Source organism: Janthinobacterium sp. PSRC1-1, assembly GCF_049897525.1.
In the GTDB taxonomy this organism is placed as follows: Bacteria; Pseudomonadota; Gammaproteobacteria; order Burkholderiales; family Burkholderiaceae_D; genus Janthinobacterium; species Janthinobacterium tructae.
This window is the reverse complement of record NZ_JAFCWK010000013.1, coordinates 50867-69937: the sequence shown is the minus strand read 5'-3', so window position 1 is coordinate 69937 and position 19071 is coordinate 50867. Positions and strand designations below refer to the sequence as shown.

At 62.8% G+C, this 19071-nt stretch carries 20 protein-coding genes; 4 read left to right on the top strand and 16 right to left on the bottom strand.

Translation table 11 applies throughout. The features are described from left to right. The first annotated feature begins 15 nt into the window (after positions 1-15). A complete protein-coding gene (uvrB, locus tag ACP7DW_RS23520; RefSeq protein ID WP_426056899.1) occupies positions 16-2103 on the top strand; it encodes an excinuclease ABC subunit UvrB in 2088 nt (695 codons plus the stop codon). 130 nt (positions 2104-2233) lie between these two features. On the opposite strand, the gene ACP7DW_RS23515 is transcribed toward uvrB, so the two are convergent. From ACP7DW_RS23515 to ACP7DW_RS23500, 4 genes are all read right to left on the bottom strand, one after another. Continuing rightward, on the bottom strand, positions 2234-3184 hold the full coding sequence (locus ACP7DW_RS23515) for an alpha/beta hydrolase (protein WP_426056900.1): 951 nt from the start codon (positions 3182-3184) through the stop codon (positions 2234-2236). Between the two features lie 12 nt (positions 3185-3196). After that, positions 3197-3853 carry an SdpI family protein gene (locus ACP7DW_RS23510; protein WP_426056901.1) on the bottom strand — a complete coding sequence of 219 codons (657 nt, stop codon included), beginning with the start codon at positions 3851-3853 and terminating at the stop codon, positions 3197-3199. Next, entirely contained in the window at positions 3850-4134 is a 285-nt protein-coding gene (locus ACP7DW_RS23505; RefSeq protein ID WP_282406435.1) for an autorepressor SdpR family transcription factor, read from the bottom strand. The genes ACP7DW_RS23510 and ACP7DW_RS23505 overlap by 4 nt, the downstream gene beginning before the upstream one ends. 93 nt (positions 4135-4227) lie before the next feature. Continuing rightward, positions 4228-4728 (bottom strand): DUF3224 domain-containing protein, encoded by a 501-nt coding sequence (locus tag ACP7DW_RS23500; RefSeq protein WP_426056902.1) that lies wholly within the window; start codon positions 4726-4728, stop codon positions 4228-4230. 56 nt (positions 4729-4784) lie between these two features. On the opposite strand from ACP7DW_RS23500, the gene ACP7DW_RS23495 reads away from it, so the two are divergent. Beyond that, the gene (locus tag ACP7DW_RS23495; RefSeq protein ID WP_426056903.1) at positions 4785-5627 is read left to right on the top strand and encodes an AraC family transcriptional regulator; all 843 of its coding nucleotides are present in this window, start codon (positions 4785-4787) and stop codon (positions 5625-5627) included. Positions 5628-5771: 144 nt separating this feature from the next. Here the strand turns inward: ACP7DW_RS23495 and ACP7DW_RS23490 are convergent, their stop codons facing one another. Further along, entirely contained in the window at positions 5772-6398 is a 627-nt protein-coding gene (locus ACP7DW_RS23490) for a flavin reductase family protein (RefSeq protein WP_426056904.1), read from the bottom strand. A 207-nt stretch (positions 6399-6605) separates the two neighbouring features. Between ACP7DW_RS23490 and ACP7DW_RS23485 the strand changes: the two genes are divergently transcribed. Further along, positions 6606-7667, top strand: coding sequence for an AI-2E family transporter (locus tag ACP7DW_RS23485; protein ID WP_426056905.1), 1062 nt, complete (start codon positions 6606-6608; stop codon positions 7665-7667). A 117-nt stretch (positions 7668-7784) separates the two neighbouring features. Continuing rightward, positions 7785-8534 (top strand): hypothetical protein, encoded by a 750-nt coding sequence (locus ACP7DW_RS23480; RefSeq protein ID WP_426056906.1) that lies wholly within the window; start codon positions 7785-7787, stop codon positions 8532-8534. 30 nt (positions 8535-8564) lie between these two features. On the opposite strand, the gene ACP7DW_RS23475 is transcribed toward ACP7DW_RS23480, so the two are convergent. The 11 genes from ACP7DW_RS23475 to der form a co-directional block, all read right to left on the bottom strand. Next, the gene (locus tag ACP7DW_RS23475) at positions 8565-8870 is read right to left on the bottom strand and encodes an NIPSNAP family protein (protein WP_034789018.1); all 306 of its coding nucleotides are present in this window, start codon (positions 8868-8870) and stop codon (positions 8565-8567) included. Next, positions 8867-9793, bottom strand: coding sequence for a WD40 repeat domain-containing protein (locus ACP7DW_RS23470; RefSeq protein WP_426056907.1), 927 nt, complete (start codon positions 9791-9793; stop codon positions 8867-8869). The genes ACP7DW_RS23475 and ACP7DW_RS23470 overlap by 4 nt, the downstream gene beginning before the upstream one ends. Further along, the gene (locus ACP7DW_RS23465; RefSeq protein ID WP_426056908.1) at positions 9790-10299 is read right to left on the bottom strand and encodes a GNAT family N-acetyltransferase; all 510 of its coding nucleotides are present in this window, start codon (positions 10297-10299) and stop codon (positions 9790-9792) included. The genes ACP7DW_RS23470 and ACP7DW_RS23465 overlap by 4 nt, the downstream gene beginning before the upstream one ends. Before the next feature lie 67 nt (positions 10300-10366). Further along, positions 10367-10912: a phosphoribosyltransferase gene (locus ACP7DW_RS23460; RefSeq protein WP_034752020.1), complete on the bottom strand. Its 546-nt coding sequence runs from the start codon at positions 10910-10912 to the stop codon at positions 10367-10369. 66 nt (positions 10913-10978) lie between these two features. Further along, positions 10979-12292, bottom strand: a complete 1314-nt coding sequence (locus ACP7DW_RS23455; RefSeq protein ID WP_071076285.1) for an adenylosuccinate synthase — start codon at positions 12290-12292, stop codon at positions 10979-10981. A gap of 3 nt (positions 12293-12295) precedes the next feature. Next, complete coding sequence (locus ACP7DW_RS23450) at positions 12296-13456, bottom strand: ATP phosphoribosyltransferase regulatory subunit (protein ID WP_071076284.1); 1161 nt, start codon at positions 13454-13456, stop codon at positions 12296-12298. A 271-nt stretch (positions 13457-13727) separates the two neighbouring features. Next, positions 13728-14615, bottom strand: coding sequence for a protease modulator HflC (gene hflC, locus ACP7DW_RS23445; RefSeq protein WP_426056909.1), 888 nt, complete (start codon positions 14613-14615; stop codon positions 13728-13730). Further along, the gene (gene hflK, locus ACP7DW_RS23440) at positions 14615-15907 is read right to left on the bottom strand and encodes an FtsH protease activity modulator HflK (RefSeq protein ID WP_070221916.1); all 1293 of its coding nucleotides are present in this window, start codon (positions 15905-15907) and stop codon (positions 14615-14617) included. Before hflK ends, hflC begins: the two co-directional genes overlap by 1 nt. A gap of 2 nt (positions 15908-15909) precedes the next feature. Further along, positions 15910-17133 (bottom strand): GTPase HflX, encoded by a 1224-nt coding sequence (gene hflX / locus ACP7DW_RS23435; protein WP_298409833.1) that lies wholly within the window; start codon positions 17131-17133, stop codon positions 15910-15912. Between the two features lie 114 nt (positions 17134-17247). Next, positions 17248-17484 carry an RNA chaperone Hfq gene (gene hfq / locus ACP7DW_RS23430; RefSeq protein ID WP_008450615.1) on the bottom strand — a complete coding sequence of 79 codons (237 nt, stop codon included), beginning with the start codon at positions 17482-17484 and terminating at the stop codon, positions 17248-17250. 240 nt (positions 17485-17724) lie between these two features. Next, entirely contained in the window at positions 17725-19071 is a 1347-nt protein-coding gene (der, locus tag ACP7DW_RS23425) for a ribosome biogenesis GTPase Der (RefSeq protein ID WP_034752028.1), read from the bottom strand.

Sequence of the window (19071 nt, the reverse complement as noted above, 5' to 3'; positions counted from 1 at the left end):
AAAGGTCTGATTCACATGCCCGAATTATCTACCGCCAGCGAGGCGGAAAGCGCAATTATCTCTTTCCCGGATTCCCCCTTCAAGCTGCACCAGCCCTTCTCTCCGGCCGGTGATCAGCCAGCGGCGATCACCCAGTTATCCGAGGGCATCGCCGACGGACTGGCCTTCCAGACCCTGCTGGGCGTGACCGGTTCGGGCAAGACCTACACCATGGCCAACGTCATCGCGCGCATGGGCCGGCCCGCCATCGTCTTCGCCCCCAACAAGACGCTGGCGGCCCAGCTGTACAGCGAATTCCGCGACTTTTTCCCGCAAAATGCGGTCGAATACTTCGTCAGCTACTACGATTACTACCAGCCCGAAGCCTACGTGCCGCAGCGCGACCTGTTCATCGAAAAGGACTCGTCGATCAACGAGCATATCGAGCAGATGCGCCTGTCGTGCACCAAGTCGCTGATGGAGCGGCGCGACGTCATCATCGTCGCCACCGTCTCGGCCATCTACGGTATCGGTAACCCCAACGAATACCACCAGATGATTCTGACGTTGCGCGTAAAAGACAGAGTCAGCCAGCGCGACGTCATCGCGCGTCTGATCCAGATGCAGTACACGCGCAACGAAGTCGACTTCGGCCGCGGCACTTTCCGCGTGCGCGGCGACACCATCGACATCTTCCCCGCCGAGCATGCGGAACTGGCCGTGCGCCTGGAAATGTTCGACGACGAGATCGAATCGATCCAGCTGTTCGACCCGCTGACGGGCCGCGTGCGGCAAAAAATCCCCCGCTTCACCGTGTACCCGGGTTCGCACTACGTGACGCCCCGCTCCACCGTGCTGCGCGCCGTGGAAACCATCAAGGACGAGCTGCGCGAACGCCTCGAGTTCTTCCGCAAGGAGAATAAACTGATCGAAGAGCAGCGGCTGGAACAGCGCACGCGCTTCGACCTGGAAATGATGGCCGAAATCGGTTTCACCAAGGGCATCGAGAACTACTCGCGCCACCTGTCCGGCGCGCTGCCGGGCGAACCGCCGCCGACCCTGGTCGACTATCTGCCACCCGACGCGCTGATGTTCCTCGACGAGTCGCACGTGCTGACGGGCCAATTGAGCGCCATGTACAACGGCGACCGCTCGCGCAAGACGAACCTGGTCGACTACGGTTTCCGCCTGCCGTCGGCGCTGGACAACCGGCCCTTGAAGTTCGAGGAATTCGAACAGAAGATGCGCCAGACGGTGTTCGTCTCGGCCACGCCGGGCGACTACGAAAAAAACCATTCCGACCAGGTGGTCGAGCAGGTGGTGCGCCCCACGGGCCTGGTCGACCCGCAGATCATCGTACGCCCCGCCAGCACGCAGGTGGACGACCTGATGTCGGAAATCGTCGAACGCATCAAGAAGGATGAGCGCGTGCTGGTCACCACGCTCACCAAGCGCATGTCGGAGCAATTGACGGAATACCTGGGCGACCATGGCATCAAGGTGCGCTACCTGCACAGCGATATCGAAACGGTGGAGCGCGTGGAAATCCTGCGCGACCTGCGCCTGGGCACCTTCGACGTGCTGGTGGGGATCAACCTGCTGCGCGAGGGTCTGGACTTGCCGGAAGTGTCGCTGGTCGCCATCCTCGACGCGGACAAGGAAGGCTTCTTGCGCTCAGAGCGCAGCCTGATTCAGACCATCGGCCGCGCCGCGCGTAACCTGAACGGCACGGCGATTTTGTATGGCGACCGCATCACGGACTCCATGCGCCGCGCCATCGACGAGACGGAACGCCGCCGCGCCAAGCAGATCACCTTCAATACGGCCAACAACATCATCCCGATCGGCGTGAAAAAATCGATCCGCGAAATGATCGACGGTGTCTACAGCCCGCAGGAAGCGCGCGACAACCTGCAAGTGGCGCAGGAAGCGGCGAAGTTCGAGTCCATGAGCGAGAAACAGGTCAGCAAGGAAATCAAGCGCCTGGAAAAACTCATGCTCGACCACGCCAAGAACCTGGAGTTCGAAAAGGCGGCGCAGGTGCGCGACCAGCTGCACATCCTCAAGCAGCAACTGTTCGGCGCGCCGGGCACGGACAATGTGGCGTCGATACTGGGCAAATGAATACCACGCCATGCGTAGGTCGGATTAGGCCCTGCGGGCCGTAATCCGACAACATTGTTGGCGCTGGTGGTGGTGTCGGATTACGCGCGGAGCGCTAATCCGACCTACGCGACGCCCCCCCCCCCACATTTCACCGTTCCTGAACAAACGCCGTCACCGCGTCGACCAGCGCGGGCGCCAGCGGCAGCGCTGGATCGCCATACGACGGCATTTGCTGCGCCAAATCGCCACTGACCATTTTCAATACATGGTTCATGCCCGGCACAATCACCAGTCTGGCCGCCGGTGCGGCGGCCGACAAGGCCTGCGCGTCGGCCACCGACACCTGCAAATCGGTCACCCCCTGCAGTATCAATAGCGGCATGCGCAAGGCGCCAACCGCCGCGCGCGGATCGACCTTCATCGATGAAATCAGATACGGCTGCACCGAAGGCCGGTACAGCGCCAGCAAGGCTGGCGGCACGTCGCTTACCTGCTCGCCCCGCTTAAGAGCCAGCAGGATGCGCTCGTTTTGCGCATAGAGATCGGGCGGCAGACGCGGCTTCAATTGCACGCGCAGGATATCGTCGAGCGCCTTGCCCGCGCCGGCAATCAGCACACAGCCATCAAGCTGCGCTTTCTGGCAAGCCACCATCGCGATCAGCGCCCCCTCGCTATGCCCGGCCATCAGTACATTCGTAAAGCGCGGGTCGGCGCGCAACTGGCGCAGCCACGCCGTGGCGTCATCGATATAGTCATCCAAGCGCAGGTCGGCTTCGCGCCGCCCCGCCGATGCGCTGGCGCCGATCCCGCGCTTGTCATAGCGCAGCGTAGCGATGCCATTGCGCGCCAGCGCGTCGGCCAGCATGCGCAGCGCATTATTCTGGCTCGGCAACATGGCGCTATTGCCATTGCGATCGGTCGGACCGGAGCCCGCATGCAGCAGCACCACCGGCACTTTCCCTTGCCCATCCGGCATCGACAGCGTGCCATGCAAAACGCCGCCAGCCACCGCCAGCACCACCTCCTGCTCACCGCCGGTGGCGGCGCGTACCGGCAGGCACACCATCAAGACCAGCACTCCCAGCATCCATCGCAACATTGCTCCCTCCTGTCAGTGCATTTCCAGTTGATTGTTATCCAGCCGCTTGTACTGCACGAGCGAGTACAGGATGGCCAGCGGCGCCCAGGCGAACACCAGCACCAGCAGCAGCCAGCCCGGCGCGCCACACGCCAGCGCGGCCAGTCCCAGCAAGCCGCTGCCCACCATCAGCCTGGCGGCCAGCCGGTGCGTGGCATACCAGACGCGCTCACTGGCCAGTGTCCACGGGGTACGGATACCCAGATAAAAATTGCGCCGCACCTTGCCCATGGGATTACCTGCCAGCACCAGCATCACCAACAGCCCGGCCGGCACCGCGCGCGCTATCGGTACTGCCATGCCCACGGCGCTGGCCAGTACGAGGCCATGCACATACGCCAGCAGGCCCAGCACGACACCGAAGCTGTAGTAGAAGGTCGATTCGAACGGCTGCACCTCGAAGCGGCGCGGCGACAGCGAGGGCAGCACGAGCGCCAGCATCAGCATGCACGCCATCAGGCCCGGCCCGAGCAGCCACAGTATGGCGCGCGGCGCATAGCCGTCCACCTCGCCGCGGTAATTCCAATGCACGGCCACCACCTCCGGCAACTGCGGCCAGGCATACAGGGTAGCCGCACTGACGGCCACCATCATCAACAGGCTCAGGGCGATAAAGCGCGCTTTCATCATTTGCTCTCCTTGTGGTCGGTATCGGTCAGGTCCAGCATCCAGGCCAGTACGTCCTGCAGCACTGTGGTATTCAAGCCATACCAGATGGTCTGCCCTTCGCGCCGGCGCGTGATCAGATCGGCATCCGCCAGCACCGCAAAATGGTGCGACATGGTCGGCTTGCTCACGTCGAACCGGGCGGCCAGGTCGCCGGCCGTCATTTCACCGGTCCGCAGCAGCCGCAGTATCTCGCGCCGCGCAGGATCGGCGATGGCCTTGAAGGCGCTGTTGGTGGCACTCATATTGAGACAAACATCTAATTAGACAATCATCTAAATATAGAGGCAAGTGCGACGGAGGTCAAGCGATTTCCAGCGCCCGCCCCGTCCCTTCGCCTACTCCGGCAGCGAGTAATCGATGTCGTAGAAATGCTGGCCGTTTTCAATGCGGATGGCCAGCGTGCCGCTGATGCCCGCCAGCTGCCCCGTGCCGGAATGCGGCACGATGACGATGCTCAGCGCCTGCCTGCCGTCGGCCATGGTGCCGACATGCTGGGCCACGAAGCTGCCCTGCCTGCCCTGCAGCACGCCCGTGATGGCTTCCATCGCGACATAGCCGGCCGCGCCTTGGGTGTCGGTCACGGCATTGAGCATTTCGCCCTTGGCCGTGGCGACCAGGTCGCCCGCATACACCTTCTCAAGCAGCACCCTTCCCAAGCTCGTGCGCCCCGCGCGCTGCGGCGCGGTGGCCGGCGTCATGCTGATGCTAAAACTTCCCGTGGCGTGCGCGTGCATGCGATGATCTCCTTCTGTAGATGCAGACGAGGCGGCGCCGGCTGGCGCCACCGATAGACAACATGCGGCCAGCAGCAGGCCAGCCAGGCTGTGTGATGTCATGATTCCCTTTCCATCGATGCGAGAGGGCCAGCTTAAGGCCGCGCAGGAGACAAATATTGGATAAAACCGACAGCACGATGAATCTGCTCGCCACGCGCGGCCAGGCGCCAAAAGGCATCGTCGACCCGCAGGCGGCGGCGCGCCGCATACGCCTGGCAACCTATCCACCGGCTGCCGCGCTGGCGCCGTTTGTCGACTACTTCTGGGTGGTGCAATGGGACAGGCGGGGCTGCGCGCCGCAGACGCAGCGCGTGCTGCCCTACCCGAACGCCCACCTGGTCTTCGAGCTTGGGCGCACCGCCGTCCATGGCGTGGTGCGCGGCGCCTTTGACCGGCCGTTGAGCGGTGCGGGCAAGGTGTTGGGCGTGCGTTTCGCGCCGGGCGGCCTGCGCCCGTTCATCACGCAGCCGCTGTCAACCTTCACCGACACGACCATCGCGGCCGACGCGCTGCTCGGCATGCCGGCAGCGCAGGCCGAGGCGCGGGTGTTAGGCGAGTCCGACGATCTGGCCATGGTGGTGCAGGCACAGGCACTGCTGCTGGCAAGGCTGCCGCAGGTCGATGACGCCGCCCTGCTGGCCGCCAGGCTGACCGCCGCCGCGGCGGCCCACAACGGCCCGGCGAGTGTGGCGCAACTGTGCGAAACCATGGCGATCGGCGAACGCAGGCTGCAGCGCCTGTTCGCCAACTACGTGGGCGTGCCGCCGAAATGGGTGATCCAGCGCTACCGCCTGCAGGAGGCGATCTGGCGCCTGGCGCAGCCCGATGCGCCCGACCTGGCCAGCCTCGCGCATGCACTGGGTTTTTTTGACCAGGCCCATTTCAACCGCAGCTTTACGGAACTGGTGGGCAGCACGCCGTTCGACTATCGCCGCTCGCAGCTGGCGACAGTCGCCTAAGAGCCTACCCCAGCAGGGAGCGTCTTCTGCTGGCAGCGCATCAGGAGCGCGGACAAGGCGTGGCGAGCCACGCAACGACGATCAACGCAGTCCCCGCTTCTGAGGGGCGCCAGCAGGGGATGTATTCATCTACTGGGATAGGCTCTACGGCCAGACCGGCCGGCGCATGTGAAACAGGCTGTCCGCGCCGATCTCGAAATAGTCGGCCGGGCCGCCGCCGCGCAAGACAGGAGCAGCGGCGGCCGTGTCGTACACACCGTCCACGAGCAGATGGCGCGCGATATGCACGCCCACCACTTCCCCCAGTACCAGCCAGCTGCCGACGCCGTCGCCATTGACGCCTTGCAGCTCGATGATCTGCGTGCGCCGGCATTCGAAGGACACGGGACTCTCGGCCACGCGCGGCACCTTGACAATGCGCGAGGCGGCCGGCGTCAGGCCGGCGAGCGCGAATTCATCGACCTCGGGCGGCGCCGGCGCGCAGCTGATGTTCATCGCCTCGGCCAGCGGCCGCGTCGCCAGGTTCCACACGAATTCACCCGTCTGCTCGATATTGCGCAAGGTATCCTTGCGGCCGATGCTGGAAAAACCGATCAGCGGCGGCGTGTAATTGAACGCATTGAAAAAACTGTAGGGCGCCAGATTGAGCACGCCCGCACTGCTGCGCGTGGCGATCCAGCCGATCGGACGCGGCCCCACGATGGCGTTGAAGGGATCGTGCGGCAGGCCGTGGCCCTGCGCAGGTTCATAAAAGTGTATGGGGTCAAGCACGCGCGTTCCAGAAGTCAAAAGAGGTCAACGGCGCCCGGGATGGAACGCCTGGAACGACAGCTTACTGGAATTGCCGCCACCGCGTTGCCGGCGCGCCCGCGCCAGGCGTGCCCGCGCACGGACTACCAGCGCGACAATTGTATGGCACGCGGCACGCGGCCTCGTTTATGATGAGACAACTCAACCCTGATCATTGCGCTACCGCCCATGCATACCCTCACGCTGCACCAGAAAGTATTCTTGCTCCTCTTGAGCATCGTCACCATCGGCTTCGGCTGGATACTGGCGCCGTATGCGGGCGCCATCTTCTGGGGCGTCGTACTGGCGATCCTGTTCGCGCCCGTGTACCGCTGGCTGCTGCGGAAAACCAGGGGCCGCGCCGGCCTGGCGTCGCTGCTGACCTTGCTGCTCATCGTCGTCATCGTGATCCTGCCGCTGTCGCTCATTTCCGTGTCGCTGGTGAACCAGGCGGCCAGCGTCGTGGAGATGGTACGTTCGGGCGAAATCACGGTCGGCATGTTCTTCAATAAAATCATGGCGGTACTGCCGCAATGGTCGATCAACTTGCTCGAGCGCTTCCACCTGAGCAGCCTGGCCAGCCTGCAGGACAAGCTGGCCGAGGGCGCCACGCAGGTGAGCCAGGTGGTGGCGGTGAAAGCCATCAATGTGGGCCTGTACACCTTCGAATTCCTCACCAGCCTGTGCATCATGCTGTACCTGCTGTTTTTCCTCATGCGCGATGGCTCCACCCTGTCGGCCCGCATCAAGGGCGCCGTGCCGCTGAGCCGCAAGTACAAGCAGCGCCTGTTCACCAATTTCACCACGGTGATCCGCGCCACCGTGAAGGGCAACATCCTCGTGGCGATCGCCCAGGGCGCCCTCGGCGGCCTGGCGTTCTGGTTCCTCGACGTGCCCGCACCCCTGCTGTGGGCAGTGCTGATGGCTTTCCTGTCACTGCTGCCGGCCGTCGGCGCCGCCCTCGTCTGGGCACCCGTGGCCGTCTACTTCCTGGCCACGGGCGCCATCTGGCAAGGTGCGGGCCTGGCCGCCTTCGGCGTCTTCGTCATCGGCCTGGTCGACAACGTGCTGCGTCCCATCCTGGTGGGCAAGGACACCAAGATGCCCGACTACGTGGTGCTGCTGTCGACCGTGGGCGGCATGGCGCTGTTCGGCCTGAACGGCTTCGTCATCGGACCCGTGGTGGCGGCCCTGTTCATCGCCTCGTGGGACCTGTTCGTCTCGGCCAGCGAATTCCAGGCCGAGGATTGAGTTGAGGCCTGCCTGAAATGACGGCTTGAGAAGATCATCGCGCAGGCGCATTTTTCAGTACCCGGGGGGGCACAATCCGCGTCCCGCCCGAAACCTGTTTACAGCGCTGTTGCGAATTTGCATACTGCTGCCACCTTCACCACCGTGGGCGCGACACCGATGCGCATCGACCTTGCACGACAGGAGCATGATTTTTCTCTCGGCCAGCGTGCCCATGGCCCGTACATCGCCGCGATTATCCTGCTGCACCTGGCGCTGTTCTGGGCTGCCACGCGGCCGGTCCACACAGGAATCGAGCACGATGACCGGGTCTGGCTGGAACTGACGCCGCCACTGCCGCCAACAAGAGGGGTAATTCCACCCGCCGAGCCCAATCCGGCGCCGGCACGTCCGCCAGCCCTTCCATCGAGCGTGGCAAGCGTGTCGCCACCGAAGGAGGCGACGGCACCGCCGCAGGACCAGCCGCAAGTCGATGCCCTGCCGGCAGAACCGGTGCCTGCCGCCCCAAAGGCCGTCCCCCTCCCCCTGGCGCAACGGGCGCTGCAGGCAGCCGGCGCCATCGACCGCCAGCTGCGCGCAGAGCATCCGCAGGAATTCGTGGCACCGCCCGAGACGGCGCACACGCGCCTGGCGAAAGCCTTCGCGCAAGCGCATGCGGCGGTCAAGCCGAAGTGGTTCGAAGCGGCGCGTATCGAACTGTGGAGCGCACCAAACGATCCCAAACGCATCTACCGCGTCATCACGGCGACCGGTGAATACTGCATCTATTTGCCGGACAAAGGCAACATGACGCTGAACCTCAGCGCGCGATCCGGCTACGCCGGTTTTGGCGAAGGCACTGCGGCGCCTTGTCCCATCCGGTTTTAATAGCGGCCGATAGCGGGAAAGCGCGCCGTGTCAGCCAAACACGGGACGGAAAAAACTGCGCTCGTAGCTGACGATGCAGCGCGTCTCCTCCGCGTAGCGGAAGGCGGCCTGGCACTCGGCGTCCTGCATCGAGTCGCTGCGGTACTGTTCGTACAGGGCCAGGCTGGGAAACGAGAACATGGCCAGCGCCACGTTGCTGGCGCCTTCGGACGGCAAAAAGTAGCCGTGGTGCTGGCCGCCGAAACGTTCGACCAGCGGTATCCACAGCTTGCCATAGGCTTCGAATTCCCGCAATTTATACGGGTCGATGATGTAGCGTAAATAACAGGTGATCATGCGGTTTCCTTGTGAAGGTTCAACGCCATCAGCATGCCAGCTTCCCACGAGCCGATGGCGGCCAGTGGCGAAGCAGGCAAGAAGTCCAGCGCGCAGGGATACGTAAAAGCGTGTTGTGCCAGCACGCCGAGGCCGGGCCAGCCGTAAAACAGCAGCTTGCCCTTGCCGATGCGCCCCAGCGCGCTGCCGTCGGGCAGCCAGCGCAAGGCGTCGCCCGTGCCGCCGCCCGCCTCCACGGGCAGCTTGGCCAGACAACTGCCGTCGGCCAGCGCGTACACGGACAGATACTGCGCGCCGCCCGCATGGTGCAGCACGGCCAGAGACTTCCCGTCCGGCGACGGCGCACACGACATCATGCCAGGCAGCGACAGCACCACGCGCCCGCCGCCGTCTTGCAAGGGCCAGTCCCACACACTGCAGTAGTCGGGCGGCTGCACCTGCCCCTCGTCCACCGATTTGACGCCATGCTGGAGCAGCAAACGCCGCCCGCCATCGATGGCGCAGACTCCCCGCAGCATCTCGCCCGGATGCACCTGCGTGAAAAGCGTCTCGCCCGTTTGCGCGTCGCGCACCCGCAGGCGACCATCCCAGCCGCCGTCGGCCAGATAGCGTCCGCACGGCGACCATGCGGGACCGCAGCCTTCGCCATCGTTCTTGTTCTGTAAGTTCAGCAGCAACTGGCCCGCCTGCGCATCCACCACGGCCAGCTGGCCCGTCGTGCTCTTGATGGCCAGCCGGCTACCATCGGGCGAGAAGGCCATGCCCGACATGTGCGCGATGAATTTGCCGCGCCACAGCTTGGTTCGCGCCGCCACGTCCCACAGGACCAGGTCGCGGCCCAGCACGGCCAGGCGCGTGCCATCGGGCGAAAAGCGCACGCCGTAGCTGCAGCCCAGCTTCAGGGGCTTGTGCATTGCCGTCATGGGCGCGCCAGGCGGTACACCACGCTGTCGAGGTCGTAGTGGCGTTCCATGCCCACGTAGTGCATGCCCAGGCGCGTCATGACCTTGATCGAGGCGGCATTGTCCGGGTGCGCCACGGCCACCACTTCGGGTGCGCCGACGACGTCGAAGGCATGCGCGACGATGGCTTGCGCCGCTTCGCTGGCATAGCCCTTGCCCCAGCCGGAGCGCGCCAGGCGCCAGCCGATTTCGTGCGGCTTGGCCTTGTCGCCGCCGATATGCTGCAAGCAGGCCAGCCCCACCAGCACCTCATCTTCGGTACGCATCAAGGCCCACCACGAATAGCCCCACTCGGCCCAGCGCCCCATGATGCGGGCAACGGCGGCGCGCGTGTGCTCTTCCGTCTCCGGCTGGCCCGCATTCAGGTACGTCATCACTTCGGTATCCGAGTTCATGGCATGCATGGCGTCGTAATGCTGCTCGGTGACGGGTTCGAGGCGCAGCCGCGCCGTGTGCAAAATGGTCATGCCAGACTCCTTCAGACGAAAAAAAAGACGATACATGATCGTCTTTTTTTTGCAAGCGCGCACGCAATTACTTGCCTGCTTCGCCCTTCTTGATCCACGCCGCCAGCTGGTGCGGACGCAGGCCGTCATAGTCTTCGAACGGCTGGTGGATCCACGGGTTGTGCGGCAGTTCGTCGAGGAAGTAATCAGGACGCACGACGGAGCAGCCCTTGAGCCAGATCACGGCCGATTTGACTTCGGTCACGTCAGGGAAGTTTTCCTTCAGGTGACGCGTGACCTTGTCCAGCGTGACGCCCGAATCGGCCAGGTCGTCGACCAGCAGGATGCGGCCGGCCAGCGGGCCCTTGGTCATGGTCATGTACTTGGCGATATCGAGGTCGCCGCGCACGGTGCCTGCGTCTTCACGGTAGGAGCTGGTCGACAGGATGGCCAGCGGCAAATCAAAAATGCGCGAGAACACGTCGCCGGGACGCACGCCGCCGCGCGCCAGGCACAGTACCTGGTCAAATTTCCAGCCCGATTCGTAGACCTTGAGCGCCAGGCGCTCGATCAGGCGGTGGTACTCTTCCCAGTTGACCCAGAGATGTTGATCGTTCGATTGTGGGGTAGTCATGATAGTGAAATCTTATTATTAGCGTGATTAAAAAAATCCGCCTTGCGGCGGATTGTGTCCAGCAGCTTACTCGAATGGGTGGCGCAGCACGATCGTTTCTTCACGATCAGGACCGGTCGAAACCATGTCCACCGGTACGCCGACCAGTTCTTCGATGCGCTTGATGTAAGCGCGCGCCGTTGCTGGCAGGGCCGCCAGCGATTTCGCGCCGACGGTGCTTTCCGTCCAGCCTGGCATCTCTTCGTACACCGGTACGCAACGTGCGGCTTCTTCAGCGCCCGACGGGAAGATGTCGACCGACACGCCATCGATGGTGTAGCCGGTGCACAGTTTCAGCGTTTCGATACCGTCCAGTACGTCCAGCTTGGTCAGGCACATGCCCGTCACACCGTTGATCTGCACGGAGCGGCGCAGCAAGGCGGCGTCGAACCAGCCGCAGCGGCGGGCACGGCCCGTCACGGTGCCGAATTCATGGCCGACTTGCGCCAGGTGGTGGCCGACGCCCGCATCCGTTGGCAGTTCCGAAGGGAACGGACCGGAACCGACGCGCGTCGTGTAAGCCTTGGTGATGCCCATGATGTAGTGCAGCATGCCTGGGCCTACGCCCGAACCGGCGGCGGCATTGCCGGCCACGCAGTTCGACGAGGTGACGAACGGGTAGGTGCCGTGGTCGACGTCAAGCAGGGAACCCTGCGCGCCTTCGAACAGCAGGTTCGCGCCGGCCTTGTGCGCCTTGTACAGCGCGCTCGACACGTCGGTGACCATCGGACGCAGGCGCGGCACATAGGCCAGCGCGTCGTCGAGGGTCTTCTGATAGTCGACTTTCGGCGCCTTCAGGTAGTTTTCCAGCACGAAGTTGTGGTAATCGAGGTTTTCGGCCAGCTTTTCAGCGAAGCGCTTCTCGTTGAGCAGGTCGGCGATACGGATCGCGCGGCGCGCCACTTTGTCTTCATAGGCCGGGCCGATGCCCTTGCCGGTGGTACCGATCTTCGCATCGCCACGCTTGACTTCACGCGCCAGGTCGATCGCGGTGTGGTACGGCAGGATCACGGGCGCCGCGTCCGACACTTTCAGGCGCGAGGCGACTTCGACGCCGACAGCTTCGAGCTTGTCGATTTCGCGCAGCACGTCCGGCACGGAAACGACCACGCCGTTACCGATGTAGCAGGCGACGCCTGGACGCATGATGCCCGAAGGGATCAGTTGCAGCGCGGTTTTCACGCCGCCGATGACCAGCGTGTGGCCTGCATTGTGGCCGCCCTGAAAGCGCACCACACCCTGGGCGTGATCGGTCAACCAATCGACGATCTTGCCTTTACCCTCATCGCCCCATTGGGTGCCGATGACAACGACGTTCTTTGCCATAATTTTCTTTGACATCACTCAACCTAAGTTTTTAAGAATCCAGCTACTACCATTATCGGCAAGTACCAGCACGCGATCGCACTCGAACTCGTCTTGTTCATTACTGTGACCCGGCATACTCTGGATCACGACCTCGCCCGCCTTGCGCAACTCGGCGATTTTTTCCTTCAATTCTGGCGCGCTGCCCCACGGCGCGCGGATCGAATGCTTCCGTTCCGCGGTCGGCAACAGGCGCGCCAGTTCGCGCAAATCGAGCGAGAAGCCGGTCGCGGGACGTGCCCGGCCGAACGCTTCGCCGACGTGGTCATAACGGCCGCCACGCGCAACCGCGTTCGGCAAGCCTGGTACATACAGCGCAAACATCGCGCCGCTTTCATATTGGTAGCCGCGCAGGTCGGCCAGGTCGATCGCCACTTCGGCGCGACCCAAAGCGGATCCTGCCAGCGCGGCCAGCTCGGCCAGCGCCTTGAGCACGCCCGGCAGCGGCGGCAGCACTTCGCGCGCACGCGCCAGCACGTCGATGTCGCCGTACAGGTTCGGCAAGGCCAGCAAAGCATCGCGCGTGACGGGATCGTAGGCGGCCGTCAGCGCACGCAGGCCCGGCGCATCTTTCGCGCGCAGCAAGGTGTACAGCGCCGCTTCGTCGCGCACGGCGGCGGCGTCTTGCGCAATGATAGCGCGCAACAGGCCGACGTGCGACAAATCCAGGCGCACGCTGTCGAAACCGGCCAGTGCCAGCGAAGCGAGCGCCAGTTCCTGGATCTCGGCATCGGCTTCCAGGCCGGCGTGGCCATAGATTTCGGCGCCGATCTGCAGCGGTTCGCGGGTGGCATGCAGACCCGACGGACGGGTATGCAGCACGCTGCCGGCGTAGCACAGGCGGGTCACGGTGGCACGGTTCAGCAGGTGCGCGTCGATGCGCGCCACCTGCGTCGTCATGTCGGCACGCAGGCCGAGCATGCGGCCCGACAGCTGGTCGACCAGTTTAAAGGTGCGCAGGTCGGTATCCTTGCCAGCGCCGGTCATCAGCGATTCCAGATACTCGAGCAGCGGCGGCATCACCAGTTCATATCCGTACAGACGGAAATTATCCAGCATGAGGCGGCGCAGCTCTTCGATCTTGCGCGCTTCCGACGGCAGAACATCGGCAATATTTTCGGGCAAAAGCCAATTCGGCATGAGGGAGCGAGATACGGAAGAAAGTTGAAAAAATGCATCATGCGAGGCAGCGGCGAGCGCGCCAGGCAAGAGGCCGAACCTGATATTTTACGCGAAAACACGGGCCTTTAGGGACAAGTTCTCCGAATAGCTGCCACACAGCCCTAAAAACACCGCATTTTACGCCTTACCGCAACAGCTGGACGGGCACAAAAAAACGGGGCCGGCATTGACGCCGGCCCCGCTGCTGCTGCCACCCGTCCTTGCGGCCAGGTGCAGTCTCGATGCTGCCTTACTTCTTGGACGGAGCGGCCGTGCCGTTACCCTTGAAGTATTTGAAGAATTCCGAACTCGGATCGACCACCATCACGTCGCCCTTGTCCTTGAACGTGGCGCGGTAGGCTTCCAGGCTACGGTAAAACTTGTAGAACTCCGGATTCCGGCCAAACGCTTCCGCATACACCTGCGACGCCTTGGCATCGCCCTCGCCGCGGATCTTCTCGGCTTCGCGATACGCTTCGGCCAGGATCACCGTGCGCTGCTTGTCGGCGTCGGCGCGGATCTTCTCGGAGTCGGCCGAACCGGTCGAACGCAGTTCATTGGCCACGCGCACGCGCTCGGACTTCATGCGCTCGTACACGGAGTTGTTGATCTGCTCGACGTAATCGACGCGTTTCAGGCGCACATCGACGATGCCCACGCCGATGGCCTCGGCCTCGGCCGCCACCTTGGCCTTGATCGCCTGCATCACCTTGCCACGCTCGCCCGAGATCACTTCGCGCACCGTGCGCTTGGTGATTTCATCGTTCAGGGCGGCCTTGACGATTTGCGACATGCGGTTGCGGGCGCGGCTTTCATCGCCGCCGAAGCTGCGGAAATAGGTCTTCGGACTGACGATGCGCCACTTCACATACGCGTCGACGAGGATGTTCTTCTTCTCGGCCGTGATGAAGCGTTCCGGCTCCGGCGTGTCGAGCGTCAGGATGCGCTTGTCCAGGTAGATGACGTTCTGGAACGGCGGCGGCAGCTTGAAGTACAAACCTGGCTTGCTGATCTCGTCCTTGACTTCACCGAGGGCGAAGACGATGGCGTACTTACGCTGATCGACGACAAACACGGTCGAGGACAAGAGCATGATCGCGATAAAGCCCGCGATCAGGGCGGCAACGATACGGTTCATTAGCGGCTCTCCCGTTCACGCGAAGAGCGGCTGTCACGGCGCTGGTTGACTTCTACTGTCGGCATGGCTTCCTGTGGCAAAACGGTGTTGGCTGCGGGTGTCGCGGCAGCACGGGCGGCGGCAGCGGCGGCATCGGTGGCAGCCGTCTGGGCGATCAACTTGTCGAGCGGCAGATACAGCAGATTGCTGCCCGTCTTGGCGTCAACCATGACCTTGCTGGCACTGCTGAACACTTGCTGCATCGTTTCCAGGTACATGCGGTCGCGCGTGACGGCCGGCGCCTTCTGGTACTCGACCAGCACCTGCTTGAAGCGCGACGCGTTACCTTCGGAGTTCTCGGTCACCATGGCCCGGTAGGCCTCGGCTTCCTGCACCAGGCGGAATGCCGCGCCGCGTGCTTTCGGAATGACGTCATTGGCGTAGGCCTGGCCTTCATTCTTCTGGCGCTCACGGTCCTGGCCGGCCTTGACGGCATCGTCGAAGGCGGCTTGCACCTGCTCCGGCGGCTGCACGGCCTGCATCGTCACGTTGTTGATCAACACGCCAGCCTTGTAATCTTCAAGAATCTGCTGCATCAGTTTCTGCGTGTCGAAGGCCACTTTTTCACGGCCTTCATACAGCACGAAGTCCATCTTGCTGCGGCCCACCACTTCGCGGATCGCCGTCTCGGCGACCTGGCGCAAGGTGTCTTCCTGGTCGCGCAGGCTGAACAGCCATTCCACGGGATCTTTCAAGGTGTACTGCACCGCGAACTGGATGTCGATGATGTTTTCATCGTCCGTCAGCATCAGCGACTCGCTGGCCTGCTTGTTGCGCAGCGACGTGCGATACCCGACTTCCACCGTGCGCACTTGCGACACGTTGACGGTTTCGTCGGTCTGGAACGGATACGGCCAGCGCCAGTTGAGACCGGCTGGCGCCGTGCGCGTGTATTGGCCAAACGTCAGCACCACGCCGCTCTGGCCCTCTTGCACGATGAAGGCGCCGCTGGCGAGCCAGATGAAGACGGCGATCACGCCGACCACGCCGGCGGTGATGCCGGCGCCCTTCATGTCCGGACGCGGGCCACCGCCACCGCCGTTGTTATTGCCGCCGTTGTCGGGACGGTTCTTCTGTCCGAAAAAGGCGTTCAGGCGCTGATTGAAATCGCGCCACAACTGATCGAGGTCCGGCGGACCTTCGCCGGGCTTTTTGCCTTCTTGGGCTTTCTTGCCGTCGTCCTTGCGATTGCCCCAGCGGGGATCGTTCAGGGACAACTTCAAGCCTGTTTTTTTGAGTAGGGAGACAAGCATAACTATCGTGTTCCGACTTGGGAGTGGGTGGAAATCGTGTCGTCCTCGCCAGGCTCTTCGTCCTGGTCCGGGGCGGCGCCATCGTGCTGGTCGTACTGACCGTCCAACTGATCTTCCTGCGGTGCTGCGTCGTTCTGATACAGGTGCGCCGAACCAGGCGCCTTCCTGGCCATCTCGACTATCGCTTCGCGCAGCAGGTCGAGCCCGCTGCCCTTCTGCGCACTGACGAACACGCGACTGATCGTAGCATATTCGTCGCGCTCCACCGAAGGCTCCAGCCCGGCCGCGTCGATCTTGTTCCACACGAGGATCTGCGGAATGTGATCGGCGCCGATCTCTTTCAAGACCAGGTTGACCTGCTCGATCTGCTCCATGCGTACCGGCGACGCGGCGTCGACGACATGCAGCAGCAAATCGGCATGGATGGTTTCTTCGAGCGTGGCGCGGAATGCGGCCACCAGCTGATGCGGCAATTCGCGCACGAAGCCGACCGTGTCGGAGATCACCACATTGCCCACTTCCTGGCCCAGGTAAACCCGGCGCGAGGTGGTGTCGAGCGTGGCGAACAACTGGTCGGCGACATACACGCCGGCCTTGGTCACGGCATTGAACAGGGTCGACTTGCCGGCATTGGTATAGCCGACCAGGGACACCGAGAATGTGTGATTGCGGCCGCGCGCGCGGCGCTGCGTTTCGCGCTGCTTGTGCAGCTTTTCCAGGCGCGCGCGCAAGGCCTTGACACGGTCGCCGATCAGCCGGCGGTCGGTCTCGAGCTGCGTCTCGCCGGGACCGCGCAAGCCGATACCGCCCTTTTGCCGCTCAAGGTGGGTCCAGCCGCGGATCAGGCGCGTGGCCAGATGCTGCAACTGGGCCAGCTCGACCTGCAGCTTGCCCTCGTGGCTCTTGGCGCGCTGCGCAAAGATGTCGAGGATCAGGCTGGTACGGTCGAGCACCCGCACATTCAGGCGCTTTTCCAGATTGCGCTGCTGGGCAGGTGAGAGGGCGTGATTGAAGATGACGATTTCCAGGCCATCGTTGACGACGACGTCGCCAATTTCATCGGCCTTGCCGCTGCCGACGAAATACGCCGAATCGGGACTCGAACGCTTGGCCGTGATGGTGGAAATCGGGTCCGCGCCAGCCGAACGCGACAACAGCATGAGTTCTTCCATGCTGGCGTCGAAGTCGCTGTGACCGAAGTCAACCCCGACTAGTACGGCGCGCATGATGGCATCAGACAAGTTGCGGCGGACGCCGACGCCGATGCAAACGCATCAGCGCCGCTGGCGCGCACGGAGGCGATGGAGGGTGAAAGGCGCTGGGCCTTCAAGCTCAACGCTTTACTCCGCTTCAGATTCAATATTGAGATTGACGGCACGGGCCGGCACCACTGTCGAGATGGCATGCTTGTACACCATCTGTGTCACCGTATTGCGCAGCAATACGACATATTGATCGAACGATTCGATATGGCCCTGCAATTTAATGCCATTGACCAGGTAGATCGAGACAGGAACATGCTCTTTGCGTAATGCATTGAGGAATGGGTCTTGTAACAGTTGCCCTTTGTTGCTCATAACAGCTCCGTTGTTTATGTTGTTGTGTAAGAATTGGAGGCGACTCGCTTGATTTCAAGTGCTCTCACACCTTTCAAAGAAAGAAAGATGCGTCATAGCTACTGTAACCTGTTTTCGCGATCGCTGTCGCGCATGGCGCATTAACACTTTATTATTTCCGTGCAAACAGCCATGAATGGTTGTCGGCGCCGCATTATCTCCGCGGCGCCTTAATATGCACTTAATCCAGCGATGAACGCATTACTTGCTCGGCGTGCGTGCAAACGGGTTTTTACCCGTGCGCAGTTCAATGCGCAGCGGCGTGCCAACCAGCGCAAACGTATCGCGGAAATGTTTTTCCAGATAGCGTTTGTACGGATCGCCGACGGCGTCGAGCGCATTGCCGTGAATGACGATCACCGGCGGGTTCATGCCGCCCTGGTGGGCATAGCGCAGCTTCGGACGAATCGAACCCTTGCGGCGCGGCTCCTGCTTCTCCACGGCCTCGATCAGGGCGCGCGTCAGCTTCGGCGTCGACAGGTCGCACATGGCGGCTGCATACGCGGCGTTGAGCGACTTCATCAATGGACCGATGTTGGTGCCCTTCAGCGCCGAAATGAAATGCATCTGCGCGAACGACAGGAAATCGAGCTTGCGGTCGATATCGATCTTGATCTCGTCGCGTTCGTGCGATTGCAAGCCATCCCATTTGTTCACGGCCACCACCAGCGCGCGGCCCGATTCCAGGATGAAGCCGGCGATATGCGCGTCTTGCTCGGAAATATCCTGCTGCGCGTCGAGCATCAGCACGACCACGTTGGCTTCGGAAATCGATTGCAGGGTTTTCACCACCGAGAATTTCTCGATCGCTTCAAACACCTTGCCACGGCGGCGGATACCGGCCGTGTCGATCAGCGTGTATTGCTGGCCATCGCGTTCGAACGGAATCTCGATCGAGTCGCGCGTCGTGCCCGGCATGTCGAAGGCGATCACGCGCTCTTCGCCCAGCAAGGTGTTGATCAAGGTCGACTTGCCCACGTTCGGACGGCCGACGAGGGCGATCTTGATGCCGCGGTCGGTCTTTTCCAGCTCTTCAGGCTCATCCGGACGCTGCGCGAACGCCAGGTCCAGCATCACTTCGACGAGGTCGTTGACGCCGTCGCCGTGCGCCGACGAGATCGCATACGGATCGCCCATGCCCAATTCATAGAATTCGGACACGACGGCCGTGTAGCGCATGCCTTCGCTCTTGTTCACCACCAGCAAGACCGGGCGACCGCTCTTGCGCAGGAAGTCAACGATGGTCTTGTCATGCGGGGTCAGGCCTTGACGGCCGTCCACGATGAACACCACCACGTCGGCCTCGGCCACGGCCTGCTTGGTCTGCAGTGCCATCTGGTGCATGATGCCTTCCTTGGCGACGGGTTCGAAACCACCCGTATCGATGACCAGGAAGGGACGTTCGCCGACACGGCCTTCGCCATAGTGACGATCGCGCGTCAACCCAGGCAAATCCGCCACCAGCGCATCGCGCGAGCGGGTCAGACGATTGAATAAAGTCGATTTCCCAACATTGGGTCGACCTACTAGTGCAATTACCGGCTTCAT

Coding starts and splice junctions, on each gene's coding strand:
- uvrB (WP_426056899.1), top strand. CDS start 16: ATGCCCGAATTATCTACCGCCAGCGAGGCGGAAAGCGCAATTATCTCT.
- ACP7DW_RS23515 (WP_426056900.1), bottom strand. CDS start 3,184: ATGTTGCGATGGATGCTGGGAGTGCTGGTCTTGATGGTGTGCCTGCCG.
- ACP7DW_RS23510 (WP_426056901.1), bottom strand. CDS start 3,853: ATGATGAAAGCGCGCTTTATCGCCCTGAGCCTGTTGATGATGGTGGCC.
- ACP7DW_RS23505 (WP_282406435.1), bottom strand. CDS start 4,134: ATGAGTGCCACCAACAGCGCCTTCAAGGCCATCGCCGATCCTGCGCGG.
- ACP7DW_RS23500 (WP_426056902.1), bottom strand. CDS start 4,728: ATGACATCACACAGCCTGGCTGGCCTGCTGCTGGCCGCATGTTGTCTA.
- ACP7DW_RS23485 (WP_426056905.1), top strand. CDS start 6,606: ATGCATACCCTCACGCTGCACCAGAAAGTATTCTTGCTCCTCTTGAGC.
- ACP7DW_RS23475 (WP_034789018.1), bottom strand. CDS start 8,870: ATGATCACCTGTTATTTACGCTACATCATCGACCCGTATAAATTGCGG.
- ACP7DW_RS23470 (WP_426056907.1), bottom strand. CDS start 9,793: ATGACGGCAATGCACAAGCCCCTGAAGCTGGGCTGCAGCTACGGCGTG.
- ACP7DW_RS23465 (WP_426056908.1), bottom strand. CDS start 10,299: ATGACCATTTTGCACACGGCGCGGCTGCGCCTCGAACCCGTCACCGAG.
- ACP7DW_RS23460 (WP_034752020.1), bottom strand. CDS start 10,912: ATGACTACCCCACAATCGAACGATCAACATCTCTGGGTCAACTGGGAA.
- ACP7DW_RS23455 (WP_071076285.1), bottom strand. CDS start 12,292: ATGTCAAAGAAAATTATGGCAAAGAACGTCGTTGTCATCGGCACCCAA.
- ACP7DW_RS23450 (WP_071076284.1), bottom strand. CDS start 13,456: ATGCCGAATTGGCTTTTGCCCGAAAATATTGCCGATGTTCTGCCGTCG.
- hflC (WP_426056909.1), bottom strand. CDS start 14,615: ATGAACCGTATCGTTGCCGCCCTGATCGCGGGCTTTATCGCGATCATG.
- hflK (WP_070221916.1), bottom strand. CDS start 15,907: ATGCTTGTCTCCCTACTCAAAAAAACAGGCTTGAAGTTGTCCCTGAAC.
- hflX (WP_298409833.1), bottom strand. CDS start 17,133: ATGCGCGCCGTACTAGTCGGGGTTGACTTCGGTCACAGCGACTTCGAC.
- hfq (WP_008450615.1), bottom strand. CDS start 17,484: ATGAGCAACAAAGGGCAACTGTTACAAGACCCATTCCTCAATGCATTA.
- der (WP_034752028.1), bottom strand. CDS start 19,071: ATGAAGCCGGTAATTGCACTAGTAGGTCGACCCAATGTTGGGAAATCG.